This is a genomic window from Escherichia sp. WS3227_2 (assembly GCF_046486495.1).
GTDB lineage: Bacteria > Pseudomonadota > Gammaproteobacteria > Enterobacterales > Enterobacteriaceae > Escherichia > Escherichia coli.
Window position 1 is genome coordinate 207,089 of the sequence record NZ_JBJQLG010000009.1, and the last position, 21,190, is coordinate 228,278.

20 protein-coding genes are annotated in these 21,190 nt (G+C 49.9%); 16 read left to right on the plus strand and 4 right to left on the minus strand.

The features are described from left to right. Nucleotides 1-290: 290 nt before the first annotated feature. The 7 genes from astC to ves all read left to right on the plus strand — a co-directional run bounded on the left by astC (nt 291) and on the right by ves (nt 7,911). A complete protein-coding gene (gene astC / locus ACJHXB_RS14945; RefSeq protein ID WP_410233508.1) occupies nt 291-1,511 on the plus strand; it encodes a succinylornithine/acetylornithine transaminase in 1,221 nt (406 codons plus the stop codon). Further along, a complete protein-coding gene (astA, locus tag ACJHXB_RS14950) occupies nt 1,508-2,542 on the plus strand; it encodes an arginine N-succinyltransferase (protein WP_000989429.1) in 1,035 nt (344 codons plus the stop codon). The genes astC and astA overlap by 4 nt, the downstream gene beginning before the upstream one ends. After that, on the plus strand, nt 2,539-4,017 hold the full coding sequence (gene astD, locus ACJHXB_RS14955) for a succinylglutamate-semialdehyde dehydrogenase (protein WP_000177305.1): 1,479 nt from the start codon (nt 2,539-2,541) through the stop codon (nt 4,015-4,017). The genes astA and astD overlap by 4 nt, the downstream gene beginning before the upstream one ends. Continuing rightward, nucleotides 4,014-5,357, plus strand: coding sequence for an N-succinylarginine dihydrolase (gene astB, locus ACJHXB_RS14960; protein WP_000994951.1), 1,344 nt, complete (start codon nt 4,014-4,016; stop codon nt 5,355-5,357). Before astD ends, astB begins: the two co-directional genes overlap by 4 nt. Next, nucleotides 5,350-6,318, plus strand: a complete 969-nt coding sequence (gene astE / locus ACJHXB_RS14965; protein WP_000368472.1) for a succinylglutamate desuccinylase — start codon at nt 5,350-5,352, stop codon at nt 6,316-6,318. The genes astB and astE overlap by 8 nt, the downstream gene beginning before the upstream one ends. A gap of 329 nt (nt 6,319-6,647) precedes the next feature. Next, complete coding sequence (gene spy, locus ACJHXB_RS14970) at nt 6,648-7,133, plus strand: ATP-independent periplasmic protein-refolding chaperone Spy (RefSeq protein WP_001228989.1); 486 nt, start codon at nt 6,648-6,650, stop codon at nt 7,131-7,133. A 202-nt stretch (nt 7,134-7,335) separates the two neighbouring features. Beyond that, nucleotides 7,336-7,911, plus strand: a complete 576-nt coding sequence (gene ves / locus ACJHXB_RS14975; protein WP_001308689.1) for an environmental stress-induced protein Ves — start codon at nt 7,336-7,338, stop codon at nt 7,909-7,911. Here the strand turns inward: ves and cho are convergent. Both cho and nadE read right to left on the minus strand, forming a co-directional pair. Next, on the minus strand, nt 7,871-8,758 hold the full coding sequence (gene cho, locus ACJHXB_RS14980) for an excinuclease Cho (RefSeq protein WP_000252392.1): 888 nt from the start codon (nt 8,756-8,758) through the stop codon (nt 7,871-7,873). The genes ves and cho overlap by 41 nt on opposite strands. A gap of 229 nt (nt 8,759-8,987) precedes the next feature. After that, nucleotides 8,988-9,815, minus strand: a complete 828-nt coding sequence (gene nadE / locus ACJHXB_RS14985) for an ammonia-dependent NAD(+) synthetase (RefSeq protein ID WP_000175035.1) — start codon at nt 9,813-9,815, stop codon at nt 8,988-8,990. A gap of 201 nt (nt 9,816-10,016) precedes the next feature. On the opposite strand from nadE, the gene osmE reads away from it, so the two are divergent. From osmE to chbG, 7 genes are all read left to right on the plus strand, one after another. Further along, nucleotides 10,017-10,355, plus strand: a complete 339-nt coding sequence (gene osmE / locus ACJHXB_RS14990) for an osmotically-inducible lipoprotein OsmE (RefSeq protein WP_001039044.1) — start codon at nt 10,017-10,019, stop codon at nt 10,353-10,355. Nucleotides 10,356-10,653: 298 nt separating this feature from the next. Further along, nucleotides 10,654-10,974 carry a PTS N,N'-diacetylchitobiose transporter subunit IIB gene (chbB, locus tag ACJHXB_RS14995; protein ID WP_000412169.1) on the plus strand — a complete coding sequence of 107 codons (321 nt, stop codon included), beginning with the start codon at nt 10,654-10,656 and terminating at the stop codon, nt 10,972-10,974. 83 nt (nt 10,975-11,057) lie between these two features. After that, nucleotides 11,058-12,416 (plus strand): PTS N,N'-diacetylchitobiose transporter subunit IIC, encoded by a 1,359-nt coding sequence (gene chbC / locus ACJHXB_RS15000; protein WP_000073041.1) that lies wholly within the window; start codon nt 11,058-11,060, stop codon nt 12,414-12,416. Between the two features lie 50 nt (nt 12,417-12,466). Beyond that, nucleotides 12,467-12,817 (plus strand): PTS N,N'-diacetylchitobiose transporter subunit IIA, encoded by a 351-nt coding sequence (gene chbA / locus ACJHXB_RS15005; protein WP_000968909.1) that lies wholly within the window; start codon nt 12,467-12,469, stop codon nt 12,815-12,817. Between the two features lie 7 nt (nt 12,818-12,824). Further along, on the plus strand, nt 12,825-13,667 hold the full coding sequence (chbR, locus tag ACJHXB_RS15010; RefSeq protein WP_000983653.1) for a transcriptional regulator ChbR: 843 nt from the start codon (nt 12,825-12,827) through the stop codon (nt 13,665-13,667). 104 nt (nt 13,668-13,771) lie between these two features. After that, on the plus strand, nt 13,772-15,124 hold the full coding sequence (celF, locus tag ACJHXB_RS15015) for a 6-phospho-beta-glucosidase (protein WP_000078748.1): 1,353 nt from the start codon (nt 13,772-13,774) through the stop codon (nt 15,122-15,124). A gap of 12 nt (nt 15,125-15,136) precedes the next feature. Next, nucleotides 15,137-15,895: a chitin disaccharide deacetylase gene (gene chbG / locus ACJHXB_RS15020; protein WP_000440456.1), complete on the plus strand. Its 759-nt coding sequence runs from the start codon at nt 15,137-15,139 to the stop codon at nt 15,893-15,895. Between the two features lie 46 nt (nt 15,896-15,941). On the opposite strand, the gene katE is transcribed toward chbG, so the two are convergent. Next, nucleotides 15,942-18,203, minus strand: a complete 2,262-nt coding sequence (gene katE, locus ACJHXB_RS15025; protein ID WP_000077833.1) for a catalase HPII — start codon at nt 18,201-18,203, stop codon at nt 15,942-15,944. A gap of 182 nt (nt 18,204-18,385) precedes the next feature. On the opposite strand from katE, the gene cedA reads away from it, so the two are divergent. Together cedA and ydjO are read left to right on the plus strand one after the other, a co-directional pair. Then, the gene (cedA, locus tag ACJHXB_RS15030; protein WP_001241553.1) at nt 18,386-18,649 is read left to right on the plus strand and encodes a cell division activator CedA; all 264 of its coding nucleotides are present in this window, start codon (nt 18,386-18,388) and stop codon (nt 18,647-18,649) included. 288 nt (nt 18,650-18,937) lie between these two features. Then, nucleotides 18,938-19,741 carry a protein YdjO gene (gene ydjO, locus ACJHXB_RS15035; protein ID WP_001604603.1) on the plus strand — a complete coding sequence of 268 codons (804 nt, stop codon included), beginning with the start codon at nt 18,938-18,940 and terminating at the stop codon, nt 19,739-19,741. Nucleotides 19,742-19,744: 3 nt separating this feature from the next. Here the strand turns inward: ydjO and tcyP are convergent, their stop codons facing one another. Continuing rightward, a complete protein-coding gene (tcyP, locus tag ACJHXB_RS15040; protein ID WP_001010714.1) occupies nt 19,745-21,136 on the minus strand; it encodes a cystine/sulfocysteine:cation symporter in 1,392 nt (463 codons plus the stop codon). Nucleotides 21,137-21,190 lie beyond the last annotated feature (54 nt).

Sequence of the window (21,190 nt, forward strand, 5' to 3'; positions counted from 1 at the left end):
CGCAGTAATTTCCAGCAAATTTCGTCAATGATCACAATTCCAGAATTATATTTTACTTCTGCATAACATTGCGTTTTTTATTCTTTTTATTCACCCACATCGCAAACGTATTCACTTTATATGCACTTTAAATGCATATGGTTTGGTTATAACTCCTTGATTTCCAGTTAGCCATCGCGGTTTATGCACTTTTATCACTGGCTGGCACGAACCCTGCAATCTACATTTACAGCGCAAACATTACTTATTATTAACATATAAATAACGAATTATTTACTGTAGAGGTCGCTATGTCTCAGCCAATTACGCGTGAAAACTTTGATGAATGGATGATACCTGTTTACGCTCCGGCACCGTTTATACCGCTACGTGGCGAAGGTTCGCGCTTGTGGGATCAGCAGGGGAAAGAGTATATCGACTTCGCGGGTGGCATTGCGGTGAACGCGCTGGGCCATGCGCATCCGGAACTGCGTGAGGCGCTGAACGAACAGGCGAGTAAGTTCTGGCATACCGGCAACGGTTACACCAACGAGCCGGTACTGCGACTGGCGAAAAAATTGATCGACGCCACGTTTGCCGATCGCGTCTTCTTTTGTAACTCCGGTGCGGAAGCCAATGAAGCGGCGCTAAAACTGGCGCGTAAATTCGCTCACGACCGCTACGGCAGCCATAAGAGCGGTATCGTGGCGTTTAAAAATGCGTTTCATGGTCGCACGCTGTTTACAGTCAGTGCGGGGGGGCAGCCAGCCTATTCACAGGATTTTGCGCCACTGCCGCCGGATATTCGTCATGCTGCATATAACGATATTAACTCTGCCAGCGCGCTGATTGACGACTCTACCTGTGCGGTGATTGTCGAACCCATCCAGGGGGAAGGCGGTGTGGTGCCAGCCAGCAACGCATTTTTACAAGGTCTGCGTGAATTGTGTGACCGCCACAATGCGCTGTTGATTTTTGATGAAGTACAAACCGGCGTCGGGCGCACCGGGGAACTGTATGCCTATATGCACTACGGCGTGACGCCCGATCTGTTAACTACCGCCAAAGCGCTGGGCGGCGGTTTCCCGGTCGGTGCGTTGTTGGCAACCGAAGAGTGCGCCAGCGTGATGACCGTTGGCACTCATGGCACCACCTATGGCGGCAATCCGCTGGCCTCGGCGGTGGCAGGCAAAGTGCTGGAGCTCATCAACACGCCAGAGATGCTTAACGGGGTTAAGCAGCGTCACGACTGGTTTGTTGAGCGTCTTAATACCGTTAATCACCGCTGCGGTTTGTTCAGTGAAATTCGTGGATTAGGTTTGTTGATTGGCTGTGTACTGAATGCCGATTACGCCGGGCAAGCGAAACAGATCTCTCAGGAAGCGGCGAAAGCAGGCGTGATGGTACTGATTGCGGGTGGCAACGTGGTGCGTTTTGCGCCTGCGCTCAATGTCAGCGAAGAAGAGGTGACGACCGGACTGGATCGCTTTGCAGCTGCTTGCGACCACTTTGTTAGCCGAGGTTCATCATGATGGTCATCCGTCCCGTTGAGCGCTCAGATGTCTCGGCGCTGATGCAGCTTGCCAGCAAAACGGGCGGCGGCCTGACGTCGCTTCCCGCCAATGAAGCCACGCTTTCGGCGCGTATCGAAAGGGCAATCAAAACCTGGCAAGGCGAACTGCCCAAAAGTGAGCAGGGCTATGTGTTCGTGCTGGAAGATAGCGAGACAGGCACAGTGGCGGGGATTTGCGCCATTGAGGTGGCAGTTGGGCTGAACGATCCCTGGTACAACTATCGCGTCGGCACGCTGGTTCACGCTTCGAAAGAGCTGAATGTCTATAACGCGTTGCCGACGCTGTTTCTCAGTAACGATCACACCGGCAGCAGCGAGCTGTGCACGCTGTTTCTCGACCCGGAGTGGCGCAAAGAGGGCAACGGCTATTTGCTGTCGAAATCGCGCTTTATGTTTATGGCGGCTTTTCGCGACAAGTTTAATGACAAAGTGGTTGCCGAAATGCGCGGGGTGATTGACGAACATGGCTATTCACCGTTCTGGCAAAGCCTCGGTAAGCGCTTCTTTTCGATGGATTTTAGCCGCGCCGATTTTCTCTGCGGCACCGGGCAAAAGGCATTTATTGCAGAACTGATGCCGAAACATCCGATCTATACCCACTTTTTATCCCAGGAAGCCCAGGACGTCATCGGTCAGGTACATCCGCAAACCGCGCCTGCCCGTGCGGTACTGGAGAAAGAAGGTTTTCGTTACCGTAACTATATCGACATCTTCGACGGTGGGCCGACGCTTGAGTGTGATATCGACCGCGTGCGCGCCATCCGTAAAAGTCGGCTGGTGGAAGTGGCAGAAGGGCAGCCTGCGCAGGGCGATTTCCCGGCCTGCCTGGTCGCCAATGAAAATTATCACCATTTCCGCGTGGTGCTGGTGCGTACCGATCCAGCGACCGAGCGTTTGATTTTAACCGCCGCACAACTCGATGCCCTCAAATGCCACGCCGGGGATCGCGTTCGTCTGGTGCGCCTGTGCGCAGAGGAGAAAACAGCATGACTTTATGGATCAACGGTGACTGGGTGACGGGCCAGGGCGCATTGCGTGTGAAGCGTAATCCGGTATCGGGCGAGGTGTTATGGCAGGGCAATGATGCCGATGCCGCTCAGGTTGAGCAGGCTTGTCGGGCTGCCCGTGCGGCGTTTCCGCGCTGGGCGCGTCTCTCATTTGCTGAACGTCAGGCAGTTGTCGAACGCTTTGCCGCACTGCTGGAAAGCAATAAAGCCGAATTAACCGCGATTATTGCCAGAGAAACCGGTAAGCCGCGCTGGGAAGCGGCAACTGAAGTGACGGCGATGATCAATAAAATTGCGATATCAATCAAGGCATATCACGTGCGCACGGGGGAACAGCGCAGCGAAATGCCGGACGGCGCGGTAAGCCTGCGCCATCGTCCACACGGCGTGCTGGCGGTGTTTGGGCCGTATAATTTCCCTGGTCATTTGCCGAACGGACATATCGTTCCGGCATTGCTGGCAGGTAACACCATTATCTTTAAACCCAGCGAACTGACACCGTGGAGTGGCGAAGCGGTAATGCGTTTATGGCAGCAGGCTGGCTTGCCGCCGGGCGTGCTGAACCTGGTGCAGGGCGGGCGTGAAACGGGTCAGGCGCTGAGTGCGCTGGAGGATCTCGACGGCTTGTTGTTTACCGGTAGCGCCAATACTGGCTACCAGTTGCATCGTCAGCTCTCCGGTCAGCCGGAGAAAATTCTCGCCCTCGAAATGGGCGGCAATAACCCGCTGATTATCGATGAGGTGGCGGATATCGACGCGGCTGTCCATCTGACCATTCAGTCGGCGTTTGTCACAGCCGGGCAACGCTGCACCTGCGCCCGCCGTTTATTGCTGAAAAGCGGGGCGCAGGGCGATGCGTTCCTTGCTCGTCTGGTTGCCGTCAGCCAGCGATTAACGCCGGGCAACTGGGATGACGAACCGCAGCCATTTATTGGCGGGTTGATATCAGAGCAGGCTGCACAGCAGGTGGTTACTGCCTGGCAGGAACTGGAAGCGATGGGTGGGCGACCCCTGCTTGCGCCGGGCTTATTACAAGCAGGAACATCGTTGCTGACGCCGGGGATCATTGAAATGACGGGCGTTGCTGGCGTACCAGATGAAGAGGTGTTCGGTCCGCTATTGCGCGTCTGGCGTTATGACACCTTTGATGAGGCGGTTCGGATGGCGAACAACACCCGCTTCGGACTCTCTTGCGGTCTGGTTTCCCCCGAGCGGGAAAAATTCGATCAACTGCTGCTTGAGGCACGGGCGGGGATTGTTAACTGGAACAAACCGCTTACCGGTGCTGCCAGTACCGCGCCATTCGGCGGCATTGGCGCTTCCGGTAACCATCGCCCCAGCGCCTGGTATGCCGCAGATTACTGCGCCTGGCCGATGGCGAGCCTGGAGTCGGACTCGTTAACATTGCCCGCCACGCTTAACCCTGGGCTGGATTTTTCCGATGAGGTGGTGCGATGAACGCCTGGGAAATCAATTTCGACGGGCTGGTAGGGCTGACTCATCATTACGCGGGCCTGTCGTTTGGTAATGAAGCCTCCACCAGTCACCGTTTTCAGGTCTCTAACCCGCGACTGGCGGCGAAGCAGGGCTTACTGAAAATGAAAGCCCTTGCCGACGCGGGATTCCCCCAGGCGGTGATCCCGCCGCACGAGCGTCCGTTTATTCCGGTGCTGCGTCAGTTGGGATTCAGTGGTAGCGATGAGCAGGTACTGGAAAAGGTTGCACGCCAGGCACCGCAGTGGCTTTCCAGCGTCAGTTCCGCTTCGCCAATGTGGGTAGCCAATGCGGCAACGATCGCGCCATCTGCCGATACGCTGGATGGCAAAGTGCATCTCACCGTTGCTAACCTGAACAATAAATTTCACCGTTCGCTGGAAGCGCCCGTCACTGAATCGCTGTTAAAAGCGATTTTTAACGACGAAGAGAAATTTAGTGTCCATTCGGCGTTGCCGCAGGTAGCCTTGCTCGGTGATGAGGGGGCGGCAAACCACAATCGTCTCGGCGGTCATTACGGTGAACCGGGTATGCAACTTTTTGTCTACGGGCGAGAAGAAGGCAATGATACCCGGCCTTCCCGTTATCCGGCGCGGCAGACTCGCGAAGCCAGCGAGGCGGTGGCAAGGCTGAATCAGGTGAATCCCCAACAGGTGATTTTCGCCCAGCAAAACCCGGACGTTATCGACCAGGGCGTTTTTCATAATGACGTGATTGCCGTGAGTAACCGCCAGGTGCTGTTTTGCCATCAACAGGCGTTCGCTCGACAGGTGCAGTTACTGGCAAACCTGCGTGCGCGGGTGAACGGTTTTATGGCGATAGAAGTTCCGGCGACTCAGGTTTCCGTGTCGGATGCGGTGTCTACATATCTGTTTAACAGCCAACTGTTGAGCCGCGATGATGGTTCCATGATGTTGGTGCTGCCTCAGGAGTGTCGGGAACACGCCGGAGTATGGGGTTATCTCAATGAACTCCTTGCCGCTGACAACCCGATTAGCGAACTAAAAGTTTTTGATTTACGTGAAAGTATGGCAAACGGCGGCGGCCCGGCGTGTCTGCGGTTGCGCGTGGTATTGACAGAAGAAGAACGCCGGGCGGTGAATCCGGCGGTGATGATGAACGATACGCTGTTTAATGTGCTCAATGACTGGGTGGATCGTTACTACCGCGATCGTCTTACTGCTGCCGATCTGGCCGACCCGCAATTGCTGCGCGAAGGCCGGGAAGCACTGGATGTATTGAGCCAATTACTGAATCTCGGTTCGGTTTATCCGTTCCAGCGTGAAGGAGGGGGCAATGGATAATTTTCTTGCTCTGACCTTAACGGGTAAAAAACCGGTTATCATCGAGCGAGAAATCAACGGCGTTCGCTGGCGCTGGCTGGGCGATGGTGTGCTGGAACTGACGCCATTAACGCCACCGCAAGGTGCGCTGGTGATTTCAGCGGGAATACACGGTAATGAGACGGCACCTGTGGAGATGCTGGACGCGTTGCTTGGCGCGATATCTCACGGCGAGATCCCGTTACGTTGGCGGTTGCTGGTGATCCTCGGGAATCCTCCTGCGCTGAAGCAAGGGAAACGTTATTGCCATAGTGATATGAACCGAATGTTTGGCGGTCGTTGGCAGCTATTTGCTGAAAGCGGGGAAACCTGTCGGGCGCGCGAACTGGAACAGTGCCTGGAAGATTTTTATGACCAGGGCAAAGAATCTATGCGCTGGCACCTTGATCTACATACCGCAATTCGTGGCTCCTTGCATCCGCAGTTCGGTGTATTACCGCAACGCGACATTCCCTGGGACGAGAAATTTCTGACGTGGCTGGGTGCGGCGGGTCTGGAGGCACTGGTGTTCCATCAGGAGCCTGGTGGTACGTTTACCCATTTCAGCGCCAGACATTTTGGCGCGCTGGCCTGTACGCTGGAACTCGGCAAAGCGTTGCCCTTTGGACAAAACGATCTTCGCCAGTTTGCAGTCACTGCCAGCGCAATTGCTGCGCTGCTATCTGGTGAGAGTGTCGGTATCGTGAGAACGCCGCCGCTCCGTTATCGGGTGGTTTCGCAAATTACTCGCCACTCGCCGTCCTTCGAAATGCATATGGCAAGTGACACGCTGAATTTTATGCCGTTTGAGAAAGGAACATTGCTGGCGCAGGACGGGGAGGAACGTTTTACCGTAACCCATGATGTAGAGTATGTGTTATTCCCTAATCCTTTGGTAGCGTTGGGATTACGCGCGGGATTAATGCTCGAAAAAATAAGCTAATACTTACCCGCAGAAATCATTCTGCGGGTATTAAGTTGCTTTCTTATAAATTAATACAGATTAATCCTGGTTATTTGCTTTATTTATCACCAGTCATCCGGTATAGTTCTTCATAATCTCTGCAAAATCATCGTGTTGTAATATTCTCTCATCACTCTCCATCAAATTTTCTTTTTTTCTCCATAATTGGCGCAAAAGTGTTTTTTACACTTTCATTGTTTTACCGTTGCTCTGATTAATTGACGCTAAAGTCAGTAAAGTTAATCTCGTCAACACGGCACGCTACTTAAGAAAGCCGTAATAAATAACTGAAAGGAAGGATATAGAATATGCGTAAATTAACTGCACTGTTTGTTGCCTCTACCCTGGCTCTTGGCGCGGCTAACCTGGCCCATGCCGCAGACACCACTACCGCAGCATCGGCTGACGCGAAGCCGATGATGCACCACAAAGGCAAGTTCGGTCCGCATCAGGACATGATGTTCAAAGACCTGAACCTGACCGACGCGCAGAAACAGCAGATCCGCGAAATCATGAAAGGCCAGCGTGACCAGATGAAACGTCCGCCGCTGGAAGAACGCCGCGCAATGCATGACATCATTGCCAGCGATACCTTCGATAAAGCAAAAGCTGAAGCGCAGATCGCAAAAATGGAAGAACAGCGCAAAGCTAACATGCTGGCGCACATGGAAACCCAGAACAAGATTTACAACATCCTGACGCCGGAACAGAAAAAGCAATTTAATGCTAATTTTGAGAAGCGTCTGACAGAACGTCCAGCGGCAAAAGGTAAAATGCCTGCAACTGCTGAATAATCTTTCAGCCAAAAAACTTAAGACCGCCGGTCTTGTCCACTACCTTGCAGTAATGCGGTGGACAGGATCGGCGGTTTTCTTTTTTGTTCTCAAACAGATGCAAAAAAAGCCTGATCGCCACTAACGTAAATCACCCGAGTTGCCGATAACCATCCACGGTTACCTGAACGATAACAATGAAAAGAACGGGCCGGGAGCGAGTATGGAATACTTTGATATGCGTAAAATGTCGGTGAATCTGTGGCGAAATGCTGCCGGTGAAACGCGCGAAATTTGCACTTTCCCACCGGCAAAACGTGATTTTTACTGGCGTGCCAGCATTGCATCCATCGCGGCGAATGGGGAGTTTTCTTTGTTTCCAGGTATGGAAAGGATAGTGACGTTGCTGGAAGGCGGCGAGATGTTCCTTGAAAGCGCAGACCGCTTTAACCATACCTTAAAACCGTTACAGCCTTTTGCCTTTGCGGCGGACCAGGTGGTTAAAGCGAAACTGACGGCAGGGCAGATGTCGATGGATTTCAACATCATGACACGCCTGGATGTCTGTAAGGCGAAAGTCAGAATTGCCGAACGTACGTTTACTACCTTTGGCTCACGCGGCGGGGTGGTGTTTGTGATTAACGGGGCGTGGCAACTGGGCGATAAACTGCTCACTACCGACCAGGGCGCGTGCTGGTTCGATGGCAGGCACACCCTGCGGCTTTTACAACCGCAAGGTAAACTGTTGTTCAGTGAAATCAACTGGCTTGCTGGTTATTCACCGGATCAAGTTCAGTAATTTCATAGTTACCGGAAAGCAGCGGCTTACAAAGAATTTTATAACCGTCGTGATCAAACCCGGCGGGTGCCCGAATTAACGTTGTCGCTTCTTCCAGCGAATTAACCGCCCCCAGCCACAGCCAGTTTTGAATAATATGATATTGAGTCATTTCCGGGTGCTGTTCTTTCAGCGCCACCGCACCATTCCACGGCCAACACACCACCCGCAAACGTTCCAGAGACTGGCGCAAACGTAGCGCATGTTCCTCATGGCTCTCTTTACCGCAACACGCCCCAGCGCAACGTTTTAATGCAGAACGAAAACAAGCACGCCCGCGGCTTAACGGTTCCAGTCCCAGCAGGCCATAGCAAAGTTTTTGTTCATCAGCGATGGTCTGCAATGCTTGCAAAGCTGCGCGCCTATTGGCAAACAGGCCAAACAGGTTGGGGGCTCGTGAAAAATCCACCTCTTTGGCATACACCACATCGACGCGCTTTTCATTTAATTGCAGGGCACAGAGCTGGCGATTGCGGCGCAACCGTTTATTAAACAGCGGCTGTTGTTCTTTGATTAATCGCGCTTCAAGGAGTAGAGCGCCGATTTCGCCTGCGGTGCAGATCCAGCTAATTCGCCGGGATTGCCGTAGCATGGCGGCTTCATCCGGGGTGCGTAAATGAGAAAGCACCCGACTGCGGATATTAACGCTTTTGCCGATATAGAGCGGCATGGTGTCACTTTCGCCATGAAACAAATACACCCCTGGTCGGGTGGGTAAGTCATTAAGGAATGAACGTAAATGTTCGGGATATTCATAAATTGCCGCAGCTTCAAATTCGAGCCGCGGAGAAGTTAAACGCCGTACCACTGTTGACTCCGAATGCTGGTTATCTATCCAGTGTAACAGGCGGGGAGCGATTAAAAAAGAGGCGGGTTGATGACAAAGGTTACACCATCTGACGTGCTACGCCTGTCAGGCCTATTCGACTCATGCAATGTATTGAATTTGCATAGTTTTGTGGGGCGAATAAGGCGTTCACGCCGCATCCGGCGTGAACAAAGTACTCTTTTTCGCACAAACCAATATGTGCAAATTATTACTTTTTCCAGAAATCATCGAAAACGGTAATTGGCGGACGGCGTTTATGTTCGGTTTTCAGATACCAGTTCTCTATTGTTCTGGCGACCTGTTCAGGTAGGTTTTTCCCTTCCAGATAGTCGTCGATATTGTCATAGGTCACGCCGAGTGCCACTTCATCTGGCAGAGAAGGGCGATCATCTTCCAGATCGGCCGTTGGCGCTTTCTTATAAAGGTGTTCCGGGCAACCTAATGCCGCCAGTAACTGTTTACCCTGGCGTTTGTTGAGACGATACAGCGGATTAATGTCCGTACCGCCGTCACCATATTTAGTGAAGAATCCGGTAATGGCTTCTGCTGCATGATCGGTGCCCACCACGACACCGCTGGTCATACCCGCAATGCTATATTGTGCTTTCATCCGCTCACGCGCTTTTTCATTGCCACGGACAAAATCGCTCAGTTCAATGCCTGCTTCCCGCAATGCCTGCTCGCTGGCCAATACCGCGCCCTTGATATTAACGGTTAATACGCGATCCGGTTGAATAAAGGCAATGGCATCCTGGCAATCTTGTTCGTCGGCCTGAACACCATAGGGCAGGCGTACGGCAATAAATTGCAGCGATTCGTTGCCGGTTTCCTGGCGCAGCTCATTAATCGCCATCTGGCACAGCTTTCCGGCAAGCGTGGAGTCCTGACCGCCGCTGATCCCGAGCACCAGTGATTTAATGAACGGATAAGTTTGCAGGTAGCTTTTCAGAAAATCGACACTACGACGAATTTCCTCTTCAGCATTTATCTGCGGTTTTGCGCCCAGCGCCTTTATTATTTGTTGTTGCAATGTCATTGAACCCCTCCAGACAGAAAAGACAAAACTTCCTTAAAGCTAACCCGTTGCTACTGAAACGACAAGCGACAGCGGGCTGAATGGTGGTTAAAACGTCATACAGGAATCCTCTGAAAGCGGAGCCGTTTCGTTCACGGGCTTGAAAAAGCGCCCAATGTATTCCAGGCTTATCTAACACGCTGATAAACAAGAGGACGGAATATGAACAAGAATATGGCAGGAATTCTGAGTGCAGCGGCGGTATTAACCATGCTGGCGGGTTGTACGGCTTATGATCGTACCAAAGACCAGTTTGTACAGCCTGTGGTGAAAGACGTCAAAAAAGGCATGAGCCGGGCGCAGGTTGCACAAATTGCAGGTAAACCTTCGTCTGAAGTGAGCATGATCCATGCTCGTGGTACTTGCCAGACCTACATCCTGGGTCAACGTGATGGTAAAGCAGAAACCTACTTTGTCGCGTTAGATGATACCGGACATGTCATCAACTCCGGTTATCAGACCTGTGCTGAATACGACACTGATCCACAGGCTGCGAAGTAATCACTTCGCCTGAAAGCTTGAGTTACAACGGAAACCGGCCATTGTGCCGGTTTTTTTTGGCCTGAGTTCTTAATTATCTTCGCGAATTATTTGCCCGAAATGTGAAGAGGGTCATAACCGCAGGTCAAGGAGAGACAATTTATAAGGTCAAAGAAATACTATTGCTCAGGTCTATACCGTATACTCCTTTCAGCCACAAAAAAAGTCATGTTGGTTTCGCAAGTTACCCAGAGCATGGAAGCAGGTTAAGGCTTGCGGAGTGTCTGGCTGACAGATAATCGTCGATGAGGGCAGTTTTATGGAAAAGAAACACATTTATCTGTTTTGTTCTGCGGGCATGTCTACCTCTTTACTGGTATCAAAAATGCGCGCACAGGCAGAAAAATATGAAGTTCCGGTCATTATTGAAGCATTTCCGGAAACACTGGCTGGTGAAAAAGGTCAGAATGCCGATGTCGTGTTATTAGGGCCACAGATTGCTTATATGTTGCCCGAAATCCAGCGTTTGTTACCCAACAAACCGGTCGAAGTAATTGACTCGCTGCTTTATGGCAAAGTCGATGGTTTAGGCGTGCTTAAGGCTGCGGTTGCAGCGATTAAAAAAGCCGCAGCAAATTAATTTTTTTAAATTTTCCCGTCAAAGAGTTATTTCATAAATCAATACCGCAATATTTAAATTGCGGTTTTTAAGGGTATTTTTCTATGAGTAATGTTATTGCATCGCTTGAAAAGGTACTCCTCCCTTTTGCAGTTAAAATAGGAAAGCAGCCACACGTTAATGCAATCAAAAATGGCTTTATTCGCTTAATGCCGTTAACCCTTGCGGGGGCCATGTTTGTATTAATTAACAACGTTTTTCTAAGCTTTGGGGAGGGGTCGTTTTTTTATTCCTTAGGTATTCGCCTGGATGCCTCAACCATTGAAACACTTAATGGTCTGAAAGGTATTGGCGGCAACGTATATAACGGAACATTAGGGATAATGTCTTTAATGGCACCGTTCTTTATTGGCATGGCGCTGGCAGAAGAGCGTAAAGTCGATGCGCTGGCGGCCGGGTTGTTATCCGTTGCAGCATTTATGACCGTCACGCCTTATAGTGTCGGTGAGGCCTATGCGGTTGGCGCAAACTGGTTAGGTGGGGCGAATATCATCTCCGGGATTATTATTGGCCTGGTGGTGGCAGAAATGTTTACCTTTATTGTCCGCCGCAATTGGGTCATTAAATTGCCCGACAGCGTACCTGCTTCAGTATCGCGTTCCTTCTCGGCTTTAATTCCCGGCTTTATTATTCTTTCCGTGATGGGGATTATTGCCTGGGCGTTGAATACCTGGGGCACCAACTTCCATCAGATCATTATGGATACCATCTCAACCCCACTGGCATCGTTGGGTAGCGTGGTGGGCTGGGCCTATGTGATCTTTGTTCCACTGCTCTGGTTCTTCGGTATTCATGGCGCGCTGGCGCTGACCGCACTGGACAACGGCATTATGACGCCGTGGGCGCTGGAAAACATCGCGACCTATCAGCAATATGGTTCCGTCGAAGCGGCGCTGGCAGCCGGTAAGACCTTCCATATCTGGGCCAAGCCGATGCTGGACTCCTTTATTTTCCTCGGTGGCAGTGGTGCGACTTTGGGTCTGATCCTGGCTATCTTTATCGCCTCTCGCCGTGCTGATTATCGTCAGGTGGCAAAACTGGCGCTGCCGTCCGGTATCTTCCAGATTAACGAACCGATTCTGTTTGGTCTGCCAATTATCATGAACCCGGTGATGTTTATTCCGTTTGTACTGGTACAACCGATTCTGGCGGCAATCACCCTCGCAGCGTACTACATGGGCATTATTCCTCCGGTGACCAATATTGCACCGTGGACCATGCCAACCGGTCTGGGAGCCTTCTTTAACACCAACGGTAGCGTCGCCGCATTGCTGGTCGCACTCTTCAACCTTGGTATCGCAACGTTAATTTATCTGCCCTTTGTTGTGGTTGCTAACAAAGCACAAAACGCGATTGATAAAGAAGAGAGCGAAGAAGATATCGCTAACGCCCTGAAATTTTAATCGATGCCGGTACGGGTAATCGTGCCGGTAAGAAAAGAGAGGAACGATGTATGATGGATCTCGATAACATTCCCGATACGCAAACAGAAGCTGAAGAGCTGGAAGAAGTGGTGATGGGACTTATCATCAACTCCGGACAAGCGCGCAGCCTGGCGTATGCCGCACTGAAAGAGGCGAAGCAGGGCGATTTTGCCGCAGCAAAAGCCATGATGGATCAGTCACGGATGGCATTGAATGAAGCGCATCTGGTACAGACGAAACTGATTGAAGGCGATGCGGGCGAAGGTAAGATGAAAGTGAGTCTGGTGCTGGTCCACGCTCAGGATCATTTAATGACGTCCATGCTTGCGCGTGAACTGATTACCGAATTAATTGAGCTTCATGAAAAACTGAAGGCATAAGGAGTCGATGATGCAGCCAGTGATTAACGCGCCGGAAATTGCCACTGCCCGAGAACAGCAGTTGTTTAATGGCAAAAACTTCCATGTGTTTATCTACAACAAAACTGAGAGTATCAGCGGACTGCATCAGCACGACTATTATGAATTTACTCTGGTATTAACCGGGCGTTATTTCCAGGAGATTAACGGTAAGCGCGTGTTACTGGAACGGGGCGATTTTGTTTTTATTCCGTTAGGTTCGCACCATCAAAGTTTTTATGAGTTTGGTGCCACGCGCATATTGAATGTTGGGATCAGTAAACGCTTTTTTGAGCAGCATTACCTGCCGTTGTTGCCTTATTGCTTTGTCGCTTCGCAGGTATACCGGACCAATAACGCTTTTCTCACCTATGTGGAAACAGTGATTTCTTCATTGAATTTCCGCGAAACAGGGCTGGAAGAGTTTGTTGAGATGGTTACTTTTTATGTCATTAACCGTTTACGTCATTACCGCGAAGAACAGGTGATTGATGATGTACCGCAGTGGCTGAAAAGTACGGTAGAAAAGATGCATGATAAAGAGCAGTTTAGTGAATCGGCGCTGGAGAATATGGTGACGTTGTCAGCCAAATCACAGGAATATTTGACGCGAGCGACTCAACGATATTATGGCAAAACACCAATGCAGATTATTAATGAGATCCGTATTAATTTTGCCAAAAAACAACTGGAAATGACCAACTATTCCGTGACGGATATTGCGTTTGAGGCCGGTTATAGTAGCCCGAGTTTGTTTATTAAAACGTTTAAGAAATTAACGTCCTTTACGCCTAAGAGCTATCGTAAGAAATTGACTGAATTTAATCAGTAAGTCGTTATACCTGACAATTCACATATCTGTCCTGTTGCTGGATTATTTATGTCCGGGGGGGCAGATATGCCAGATATCAGTATTCTGTACTGAAGGGAGAAATTATGAGCCAGAAATTAAAAGTCGTCACTATTGGTGGCGGGAGCAGCTATACCCCGGAGTTACTGGAAGGATTTATTAAGCGTTATCACGAATTGCCGGTCAGCGAATTATGGCTGGTGGATGTCGAAGGTGGTAAAGCTAAACTGGATATTATTTTTGATCTCTGCCAACGGATGATTGATAACGCTGGCGTCCCGATGAAGCTTTATAAAACGCTGGATCGCCGCGAAGCATTGAAAGATGCTGATTTCGTTACTACCCAACTGCGCGTAGGCCAATTACCGGCGCGCGAACTGGATGAACGTATTCCATTAAGTCATGGTTATCTTGGTCAGGAAACTAACGGCGCGGGCGGTCTGTTTAAAGGTCTGCGTACCATTCCGGTGATTTTTGACATCGTAAAAGATGTCGAAGAACTTTGTCCGAATGCATGGGTGATTAACTTCACTAACCCGGCGGGAATGGTCACTGAAGCCGTTTATCGTCATACCGGATTTAAACGCTTTATCGGCGTGTGTAATATTCCGATCGGCATGAAGATGTTTATTCGCGATGTTCTGATGCTGAAAGATAGCGATGATTTATCTATCGATCTGTTCGGCCTCAACCATATGGTGTTCATTAAAGATGTGCTGGTAAATGGCAAATCACGCTTTGCCGAATTGCTTGATGGTGTGGCATCCGGGCAGTTAAAAGCATCTGGCGTTAAAAATATTTTCGATCTGCCATTTAGCGAAGGTTTAATTCGTTCTCTGAATCTGTTGCCGTGTTCTTATTTGCTTTATTACTTCAAGCAAAAAGAGATGCTGGCTATTGAAATGGGCGAATACTACAAAGGCGGCGCACGAGCACAGGTAGTACAGAAAGTCGAGAAACAACTTTTTGAGCTGTATAAAAACCCGGAGTTGAAAGTTAAGCCGAAAGAACTGGAACAGCGCGGTGGGGCTTATTACTCTGATGCAGCGTGCGAAGTGATCAACGCTATCTACAACGACAAGCAAGCTGAACATTACGTTAATATCCCGCATCATGGGCATATTGATAATATTCCGGCAGACTGGGCGGTAGAAATGACCTGTACGCTGGGGCGCGATGGCGCGACGCCACATCCGCGCATTACGCATTTCGATGATAAAGTGATGGGGCTGATTCACACCATTAAAGGCTTCGAGATTGCTGCCAGCAACGCTGCACTTAGCGGAGAATTTAACGATGTGTTACTGGCGCTAAACCTTAGTCCGTTGGTGCATTCCGATCGCGATGCTGAGCTGCTGGCACGCGAGATGATTCTGGCGCACGAGAAATGGCTGCCAAATTTTGCCGACTGCATCGCAGAGCTTAAAAAAGCACATTAACCGAGGCTGATTATGGAACGCTTACTGATTGTTAATGCCGATGATTTTGGCTTAAGCAAAGGTCAGAACTACGGCATTATCGAGGCCTGTCGCAATGGGATTGTCACGTCGACGACGGCACTGGTGAATGGGCAGGCTATTGACCATGCAGTGCAGTTGAGTCGTGATGAACCGAGTTTGGCCATAGGGATGCACTTTGTCCTTACTATGGGCAAGCCACTGACAGCTATGCCGGGGTTAACCCGCGATGGCGTGCTGGGAAAATGGATCTGGCAGTTGGCAGAAGAAGATGCTTTACCGCTGGAAGAAATTACTCAGGAGCTCGCCAGTCAGTATTTGCGTTTCATTGAGCTATTTGGACGCAAACCTACGCATCTTGATAGCCATCATCATGTGCATATGTTCCCGCAGATTTTCCCGATTGTTGCCAGGTTTGCGGCAGAAGAGGGGATTGCGTTGCGCATCGACCGTCAGTCGCTTTCTAAGGATGGTGATTTACCGGCTAATCTGCGCAGTTCGCAGGGATTCAGTAGCGCGTTTTATGGTGAAGAGATTAGCGAGACACTGTTCCTGCAAGTGCTTGATGACTCCAGTCATCGCGGCGAGCGCTCGCTGGAAGTGATGTGCCACCCGGCGTTTATCGATAATACGATTCGCCAGAGTGCTTATTGCTTCCCTCGGTTAACGGAACTGGATGTGCTGACTTCAGCGTCGTTGAAATATGCGATTGCTGAGCGTGGTTATCGGTTGGGTAGTTATCTTGATGTGTAAGTAAGGTGGTAAGGTCACTCCCCAGGGGGCGTGACCTTATCCATATTTACGCCGGGATTTTGTCAATCTTAGGAATGCGTGACCACACGCGGTGTGCTGCCATCAGCGTTAACAGTTCATCCATAAAACTACCATCGGCGCTGTCAGCTTCCACAATCCCTTCTTCACCCTGGTCAGCGACCTTGATTGTTGCTTTAAACTTGCGCGCGTCTCCTGCCAGCGCAATCGGTTTAAGGTGTTTGTAGGCTTCCATCAGGTAGTAGTTGGCATCGCCGTTGTCAGCGATATCCGCGATATTGCCGCAAGGGACAATAACCGCATCGACCGTCAGCGAAGGCGCTCCGGCAAAGGTAGCAGCTATAGGCAGCACCGTACCGTCATCCGCAGTCACTTCACCCATTCGGGAGTAGAGCAGTTTGGCATGAACGCCTTTGGCCTTCAGCGCCTTGAGAATGGCCAGAAGGTCTGCCGATCTGACTTCATCATTAAGTAAAATCGCTACCACGCGACCTTTCACATCACCGTCAGGAATGGCGTACAAACTTAAGGATGGATCCTTTTTCAGACCGTTGACGTCCGGAGGCGGGGTGATATTCAGCTGGTCGTCCGTCAGCTCGATACCGAGATTTTTCGCCACCGCCTGGGCCAGAGTGAGATCAATATGCGCCAGCTGGTCAACAACGCGCTCACGAATATACGGCCGAACTACTTTGCTTAACTCAAAACTGAAACCATCGACAATATGGCGCTGCTCGAATGGCGTCTGACTTAGCCAGAACAGACGCGGATGGGAATAATATTCGCCAAACGATGGGCTGCGCTCGCGAACTTTATTGCCTTCCACGCGCTCCTGGTATGATTCAAAACCGCCGCGTTTCGGCCCCGGCGGTGTTTCGCGCGGCCAGTTATCGTTGATCGAGTTCGGTTCGTAATTCGCCGGGTTAGTGTCGATCCCCATACGATGCATGCCGTCACGCTGGAAATTATGGTAAGGGCAGGTCGGGCGGTTAATCGGAATCTCATGGAAATTGGGTCCGCCAAGACGACTGATTTGTGTATCGGTATAAGAGAACAAACGCCCCTGCAACAGCGGATCGTTGGTGAAATCCAGACCGGGGACAATATGCCCAGGATGGAAAGCCGCCTGTTCGTTTTCGGCAAAGAAGTTATCCGGGTTGCGATTGAGCACCATTTTGCCAACACGCTGAACGGGTACCAGTTCTTCCGGGATGAGTTTGGTTGGATCGAGAAGATCGAAGTCAAACTTGAATTCATCTTCTTCAGGAATCAACTGGAAGCCCAGTTCGTATTCCGGAAAATCGCCTGCTTCGATGGCTTCCCACAACTCGCGGCGGTGGAAGTCCGGGTCACGTCCGGTTAGTTTTTGTGCTTCATCCCAAACGAGTGAGGCTTTACCTGCCAGTGGTTTCCAGTGGAAACGTACGAACGTTGCCTTCCCTTCGGCATTAATCAGGCGGAAGGTGTGAATACCGAAGCCTTCCATGGTGCGGTAACTGCGCGGTATACCGCGATCCGACATCGCCCACATCACGTTGTGCAGAGTTTCAGGTTGCAGAGAAACATAATCCCAGAAAGTATCGTGGGCGCTTTGCCCTTGTGGAATTGCCCAGTGCGGTTCTGGTTTTACCGCATGAACAAAATCGGGGAATTTATGCGCATCCTGGATAAAGAAGATTGGCGTGTTATTGCCAACGAGGTCAAAAATACCCTCTTCGGTATAGAACTTGGTGGCAAAGCCACGGATATCACGCACGGTATCGGCAGAGCCAGCACCACCCTGAACGGTAGAGAACCTAACAAATACTGGGGTGATTTTGTTCGGATCTGAGAGGAAATCCGCTTTGGTGATATCGCTTAAGCTTTTATATGGCTGGAAATAACCGTGAGCGGCTGATCCGCGTGCATGAACAATACGTTCCGGGATGCGCTCATGGTCAAAGTGAGTGATTTTCTCGCGCAGAATAAAATCTTCCAGCAGCGTTGGACCACGGCTACCGGCACGCAGTGAGTTTTGATCATCGGCGATGCGCACGCCCTGATTAGTGGTCAGCGCAAAATTTTCACTGCCTTTGCGTACGTCTTCCAGAGAATTAAGTTTTTCGTTACGCGTATCAGGGGCTTTCAGGCTCCCAGGGGCGGTAGGTTGTGCACCTGGCGGTGTTGGTTCAGCCGCTGGACGATGAGATCCGTCCTCAGGTGCCAGTGAGTCCATCCCCGGTTTCGCTTCGCTGGAATCGTGTAGTGGTGACTGGTGCTGATGTGGGTTCTTTTCGTTATGTTGCGACATTGAACTCGTCTCCTTAACTTATTACTGAAAGGGCCGCTGTTTTGGTCAAAAAACCCTCTAAATATAGACCATCAGCCAGATCCCGCTTCGGAGACTATTCTGGAAACGGTGTTATGAAATACACGCAAAGCGGGACGTACAGGGGCTAAATCGGCTAAACTACAGTTTTTCTGATTTTTAATATGCGTTTAGTGAAGCCAGTAATGAAGAAACCGCTCCGTCAGCAAAACCGCCAGATTATTAGCTATATCCCACGCACGGAACCCGCGCCGCCAGAACATGCGATAAAGATGGATTCGTTTCGTGATGTCTGGATGCTGCGTGGCAAATATGTTGCGTTTGTACTGATGGGAGAGTCATTTCTGCGCTCACCGGCGTTTACTGTGCCTGAATCCGCCCAGCGTTGGGCAAATCAGATCCGCCAGGAAGGGGAAGTGACTGAGTAAAGATTACGTACCTCCCGGTTTTGCCGGGAGTTACATGGCCTGAAATTTTGTATTTCATTGCTACATTCATTCAAACCACCTGTAACAAAAAGCTGCCTTTGACGATCTATTGCTATAAATAAGTGAACTTTTTTCTTTAATTGTTTATTTATTTTAAAATGGTTAAGTTTTGCTAATCATGATGAGCTATTTTTGATAGTTCATCCTGTGGCGTCGCTCTTAAACTTATATTGTAAATGACTTAGATTTAAATGAGATAATAATTTTGTTAACAATATGAGGCGGGAGATGCTTTCTACAAACTTAATACAGAGTGATTATGGTAATTTAAATATTAAAAACCTTGCCTTCGACTCTTTTAAAGAAAGACTGCAGTCTACCATGACAGCACTCACTTTCTTTATATCAACGGGTCAATGTGCCTGCGATGAAATAGCAGAATCAAACTTTAATTATATGATTGCCTATATGTCTAACATTAACTATGATGCCTCAAAGCCAGGAGCGCCAGTACTTAGTTTTGATACATATCTGCAGGACAATGTTAAATATAGAGTAATAATTAATAATCTTTATGGTAGTGAAATTCGGATAAGAGGTATAAATAAAGATTTTATTGGAATGGATGTCACTTCTGTATTTCGCCCAGAAAAAATGACCAATTTGATCAATATAAAAAACAGGTTGGTTATTCACTATTTAAGAACGATATACTATGAACAAAATTATATACATCCTGTTGGGAGCATTTTTGCTGCGATTCAAAAAAATGAGAGTCTCCTAAAGTTTCCTTCGATAATATCAATGCTTAATATCAGTCTTCTTTTTAATCCACTAAATCTTCCGGGAATGGGAAATGGTGTGCTTGAAGATATTATGAGTATTCCAGATAGTTCACTTAGAAAACGTCTCGGGTATGAGGTTTTAAGCTTCTCGCTACAGGCACATTCATTGAGTCAGGAATGTATTGATAAGTTGGTCATTTTTTTCGCTGACGATCTGTTTAAATATGAGTCAGTATGCATCGCCGCGATGGAACATTTAAAAAGTAAGGCAACGGTCCCTATACAAAACGGACCGTTGCCAGCATAAGAATTAACGGTGTGCCAGTTCGGCGTCGTCTTCGCTATCCAGAATGGCTTTATCGGTTTGCTTCAGCCACTGGCTGGTCAGCGTGCCAGCTGTCATCGAGCCACTAACGTTTAGCGCCGTACGGCCCATGTCGATAAGCGGTTCAACGGAGATTAACAGCGCCACCAGCGTTACTGGCAGGCCCATCGCAGGCAGCACAATCAGTGCGGCGAAAGTTGCGCCACCACCGACACCGGCAACGCCTGCGGAACTAACGGTAACAATACCGACCAGCGTCGCAATCCACATCGGGTCCAGCGGGTTAATGCCAACCGTAGGCGCAACCATCACCGCCAGCATTGCCGGATACAAACCGGCGCAGCCGTTCTGACCAATGGTCGCACCGAAAGAGGCGGCGAAACTGGCGATGGATTCAGGAACACCGAGTCGACGCGTTTGTGCTTCCACATTCAGTGGGATAGACGCAGCACTGGAACGGCTGGTAAAGGCAAACGTCAGTACTGGCCATACCTTACGGAAGTACTTCAGCGGGCTCACGCCATTAATGCCCAGCAGAAGGCCATGCACTGCAAACATAATCAGAAGACCGAGGTAGGACGCGACAACGAAACTACCCAGTTTGATGATGTCTTGCAGGTTAGAACCTGCAACCACTTTGGTCATCAGCGCCAGAACGCCGTAAGGGGTCAGCTGCATGACCAGGCGAACCAGTTTCATCACCCAGCTTTGCAGGGTATCGATAGCGGTTAAGACGCGTTCACCTTTCGGCGCATCATCCTTCAGCAGCTTCAGCGCAGCTACGCCGAGGAATGCGGCAAAAATTACCACGCTGATAATTGACGTCGGATTGGCTCCGGTCAAATCGGCAAACGGGTTTTTCGGGATAAAGGACAAGACCAGCTGCGGAACGCTCAGGTCAGAGACTTTACCAACATAGTTACTTTCGATGGCGTTCAAACGTGCAGTTTCTGCACCACCCTGAACCAGACCTTCAGCCGTCAAACCAAACAGGTTGGTGACCAGCACACCGACCAGCGCTGCAATCAGCGTGGTAAACAAAAGCGTTCCGATGGTCAGAAAACTGATTTTGCCTAACTGTGATGCGTTATGCAGACGGGCAACCGCGCTCAGAATAGAGGCAAAGACTAACGGCATAACGATCATTTGCAGCAGTTGAACATAGCCGTTACCAACGATGTTAAACCACTGTACAGAATCTTTAAGTACCTGGCTGTCAGAACCATAAATGGTATGCAGGGCGAGGCCAAAAACCACACCCATCACCAGACCCACCAGCACTTTTTTCGCCAGACTCCACTGTTTATGGCGGGTCTGAGCCAGCGCAAACAGCAGTACAACGAACACCACGATGTTCGCAATTAATGGAAAGTTCATCCCCGTTCTCCTGATCTTATTATTTCTATCACTGCGTAGCAGTCATAGTGTTGG

Coding starts and splice junctions, on each gene's coding strand:
- astC (WP_410233508.1), top strand. CDS start 291: ATGTCTCAGCCAATTACGCGTGAAAACTTTGATGAATGGATGATACCT.
- astA (WP_000989429.1), top strand. CDS start 1,508: ATGATGGTCATCCGTCCCGTTGAGCGCTCAGATGTCTCGGCGCTGATG.
- astD (WP_000177305.1), top strand. CDS start 2,539: ATGACTTTATGGATCAACGGTGACTGGGTGACGGGCCAGGGCGCATTG.
- astB (WP_000994951.1), top strand. CDS start 4,014: ATGAACGCCTGGGAAATCAATTTCGACGGGCTGGTAGGGCTGACTCAT.
- astE (WP_000368472.1), top strand. CDS start 5,350: ATGGATAATTTTCTTGCTCTGACCTTAACGGGTAAAAAACCGGTTATC.
- spy (WP_001228989.1), top strand. CDS start 6,648: ATGCGTAAATTAACTGCACTGTTTGTTGCCTCTACCCTGGCTCTTGGC.
- ves (WP_001308689.1), top strand. CDS start 7,336: ATGGAATACTTTGATATGCGTAAAATGTCGGTGAATCTGTGGCGAAAT.
- nadE (WP_000175035.1), bottom strand. CDS start 9,815: ATGACATTGCAACAACAAATAATAAAGGCGCTGGGCGCAAAACCGCAG.
- osmE (WP_001039044.1), top strand. CDS start 10,017: ATGAACAAGAATATGGCAGGAATTCTGAGTGCAGCGGCGGTATTAACC.
- chbB (WP_000412169.1), top strand. CDS start 10,654: ATGGAAAAGAAACACATTTATCTGTTTTGTTCTGCGGGCATGTCTACC.
- chbC (WP_000073041.1), top strand. CDS start 11,058: ATGAGTAATGTTATTGCATCGCTTGAAAAGGTACTCCTCCCTTTTGCA.
- chbA (WP_000968909.1), top strand. CDS start 12,467: ATGATGGATCTCGATAACATTCCCGATACGCAAACAGAAGCTGAAGAG.
- chbR (WP_000983653.1), top strand. CDS start 12,825: ATGATGCAGCCAGTGATTAACGCGCCGGAAATTGCCACTGCCCGAGAA.
- celF (WP_000078748.1), top strand. CDS start 13,772: ATGAGCCAGAAATTAAAAGTCGTCACTATTGGTGGCGGGAGCAGCTAT.
- chbG (WP_000440456.1), top strand. CDS start 15,137: ATGGAACGCTTACTGATTGTTAATGCCGATGATTTTGGCTTAAGCAAA.
- katE (WP_000077833.1), bottom strand. CDS start 18,203: ATGTCGCAACATAACGAAAAGAACCCACATCAGCACCAGTCACCACTA.
- cedA (WP_001241553.1), top strand. CDS start 18,386: ATGCGTTTAGTGAAGCCAGTAATGAAGAAACCGCTCCGTCAGCAAAAC.
- ydjO (WP_001604603.1), top strand. CDS start 18,938: ATGCTTTCTACAAACTTAATACAGAGTGATTATGGTAATTTAAATATT.
- tcyP (WP_001010714.1), bottom strand. CDS start 21,136: ATGAACTTTCCATTAATTGCGAACATCGTGGTGTTCGTTGTACTGCTG.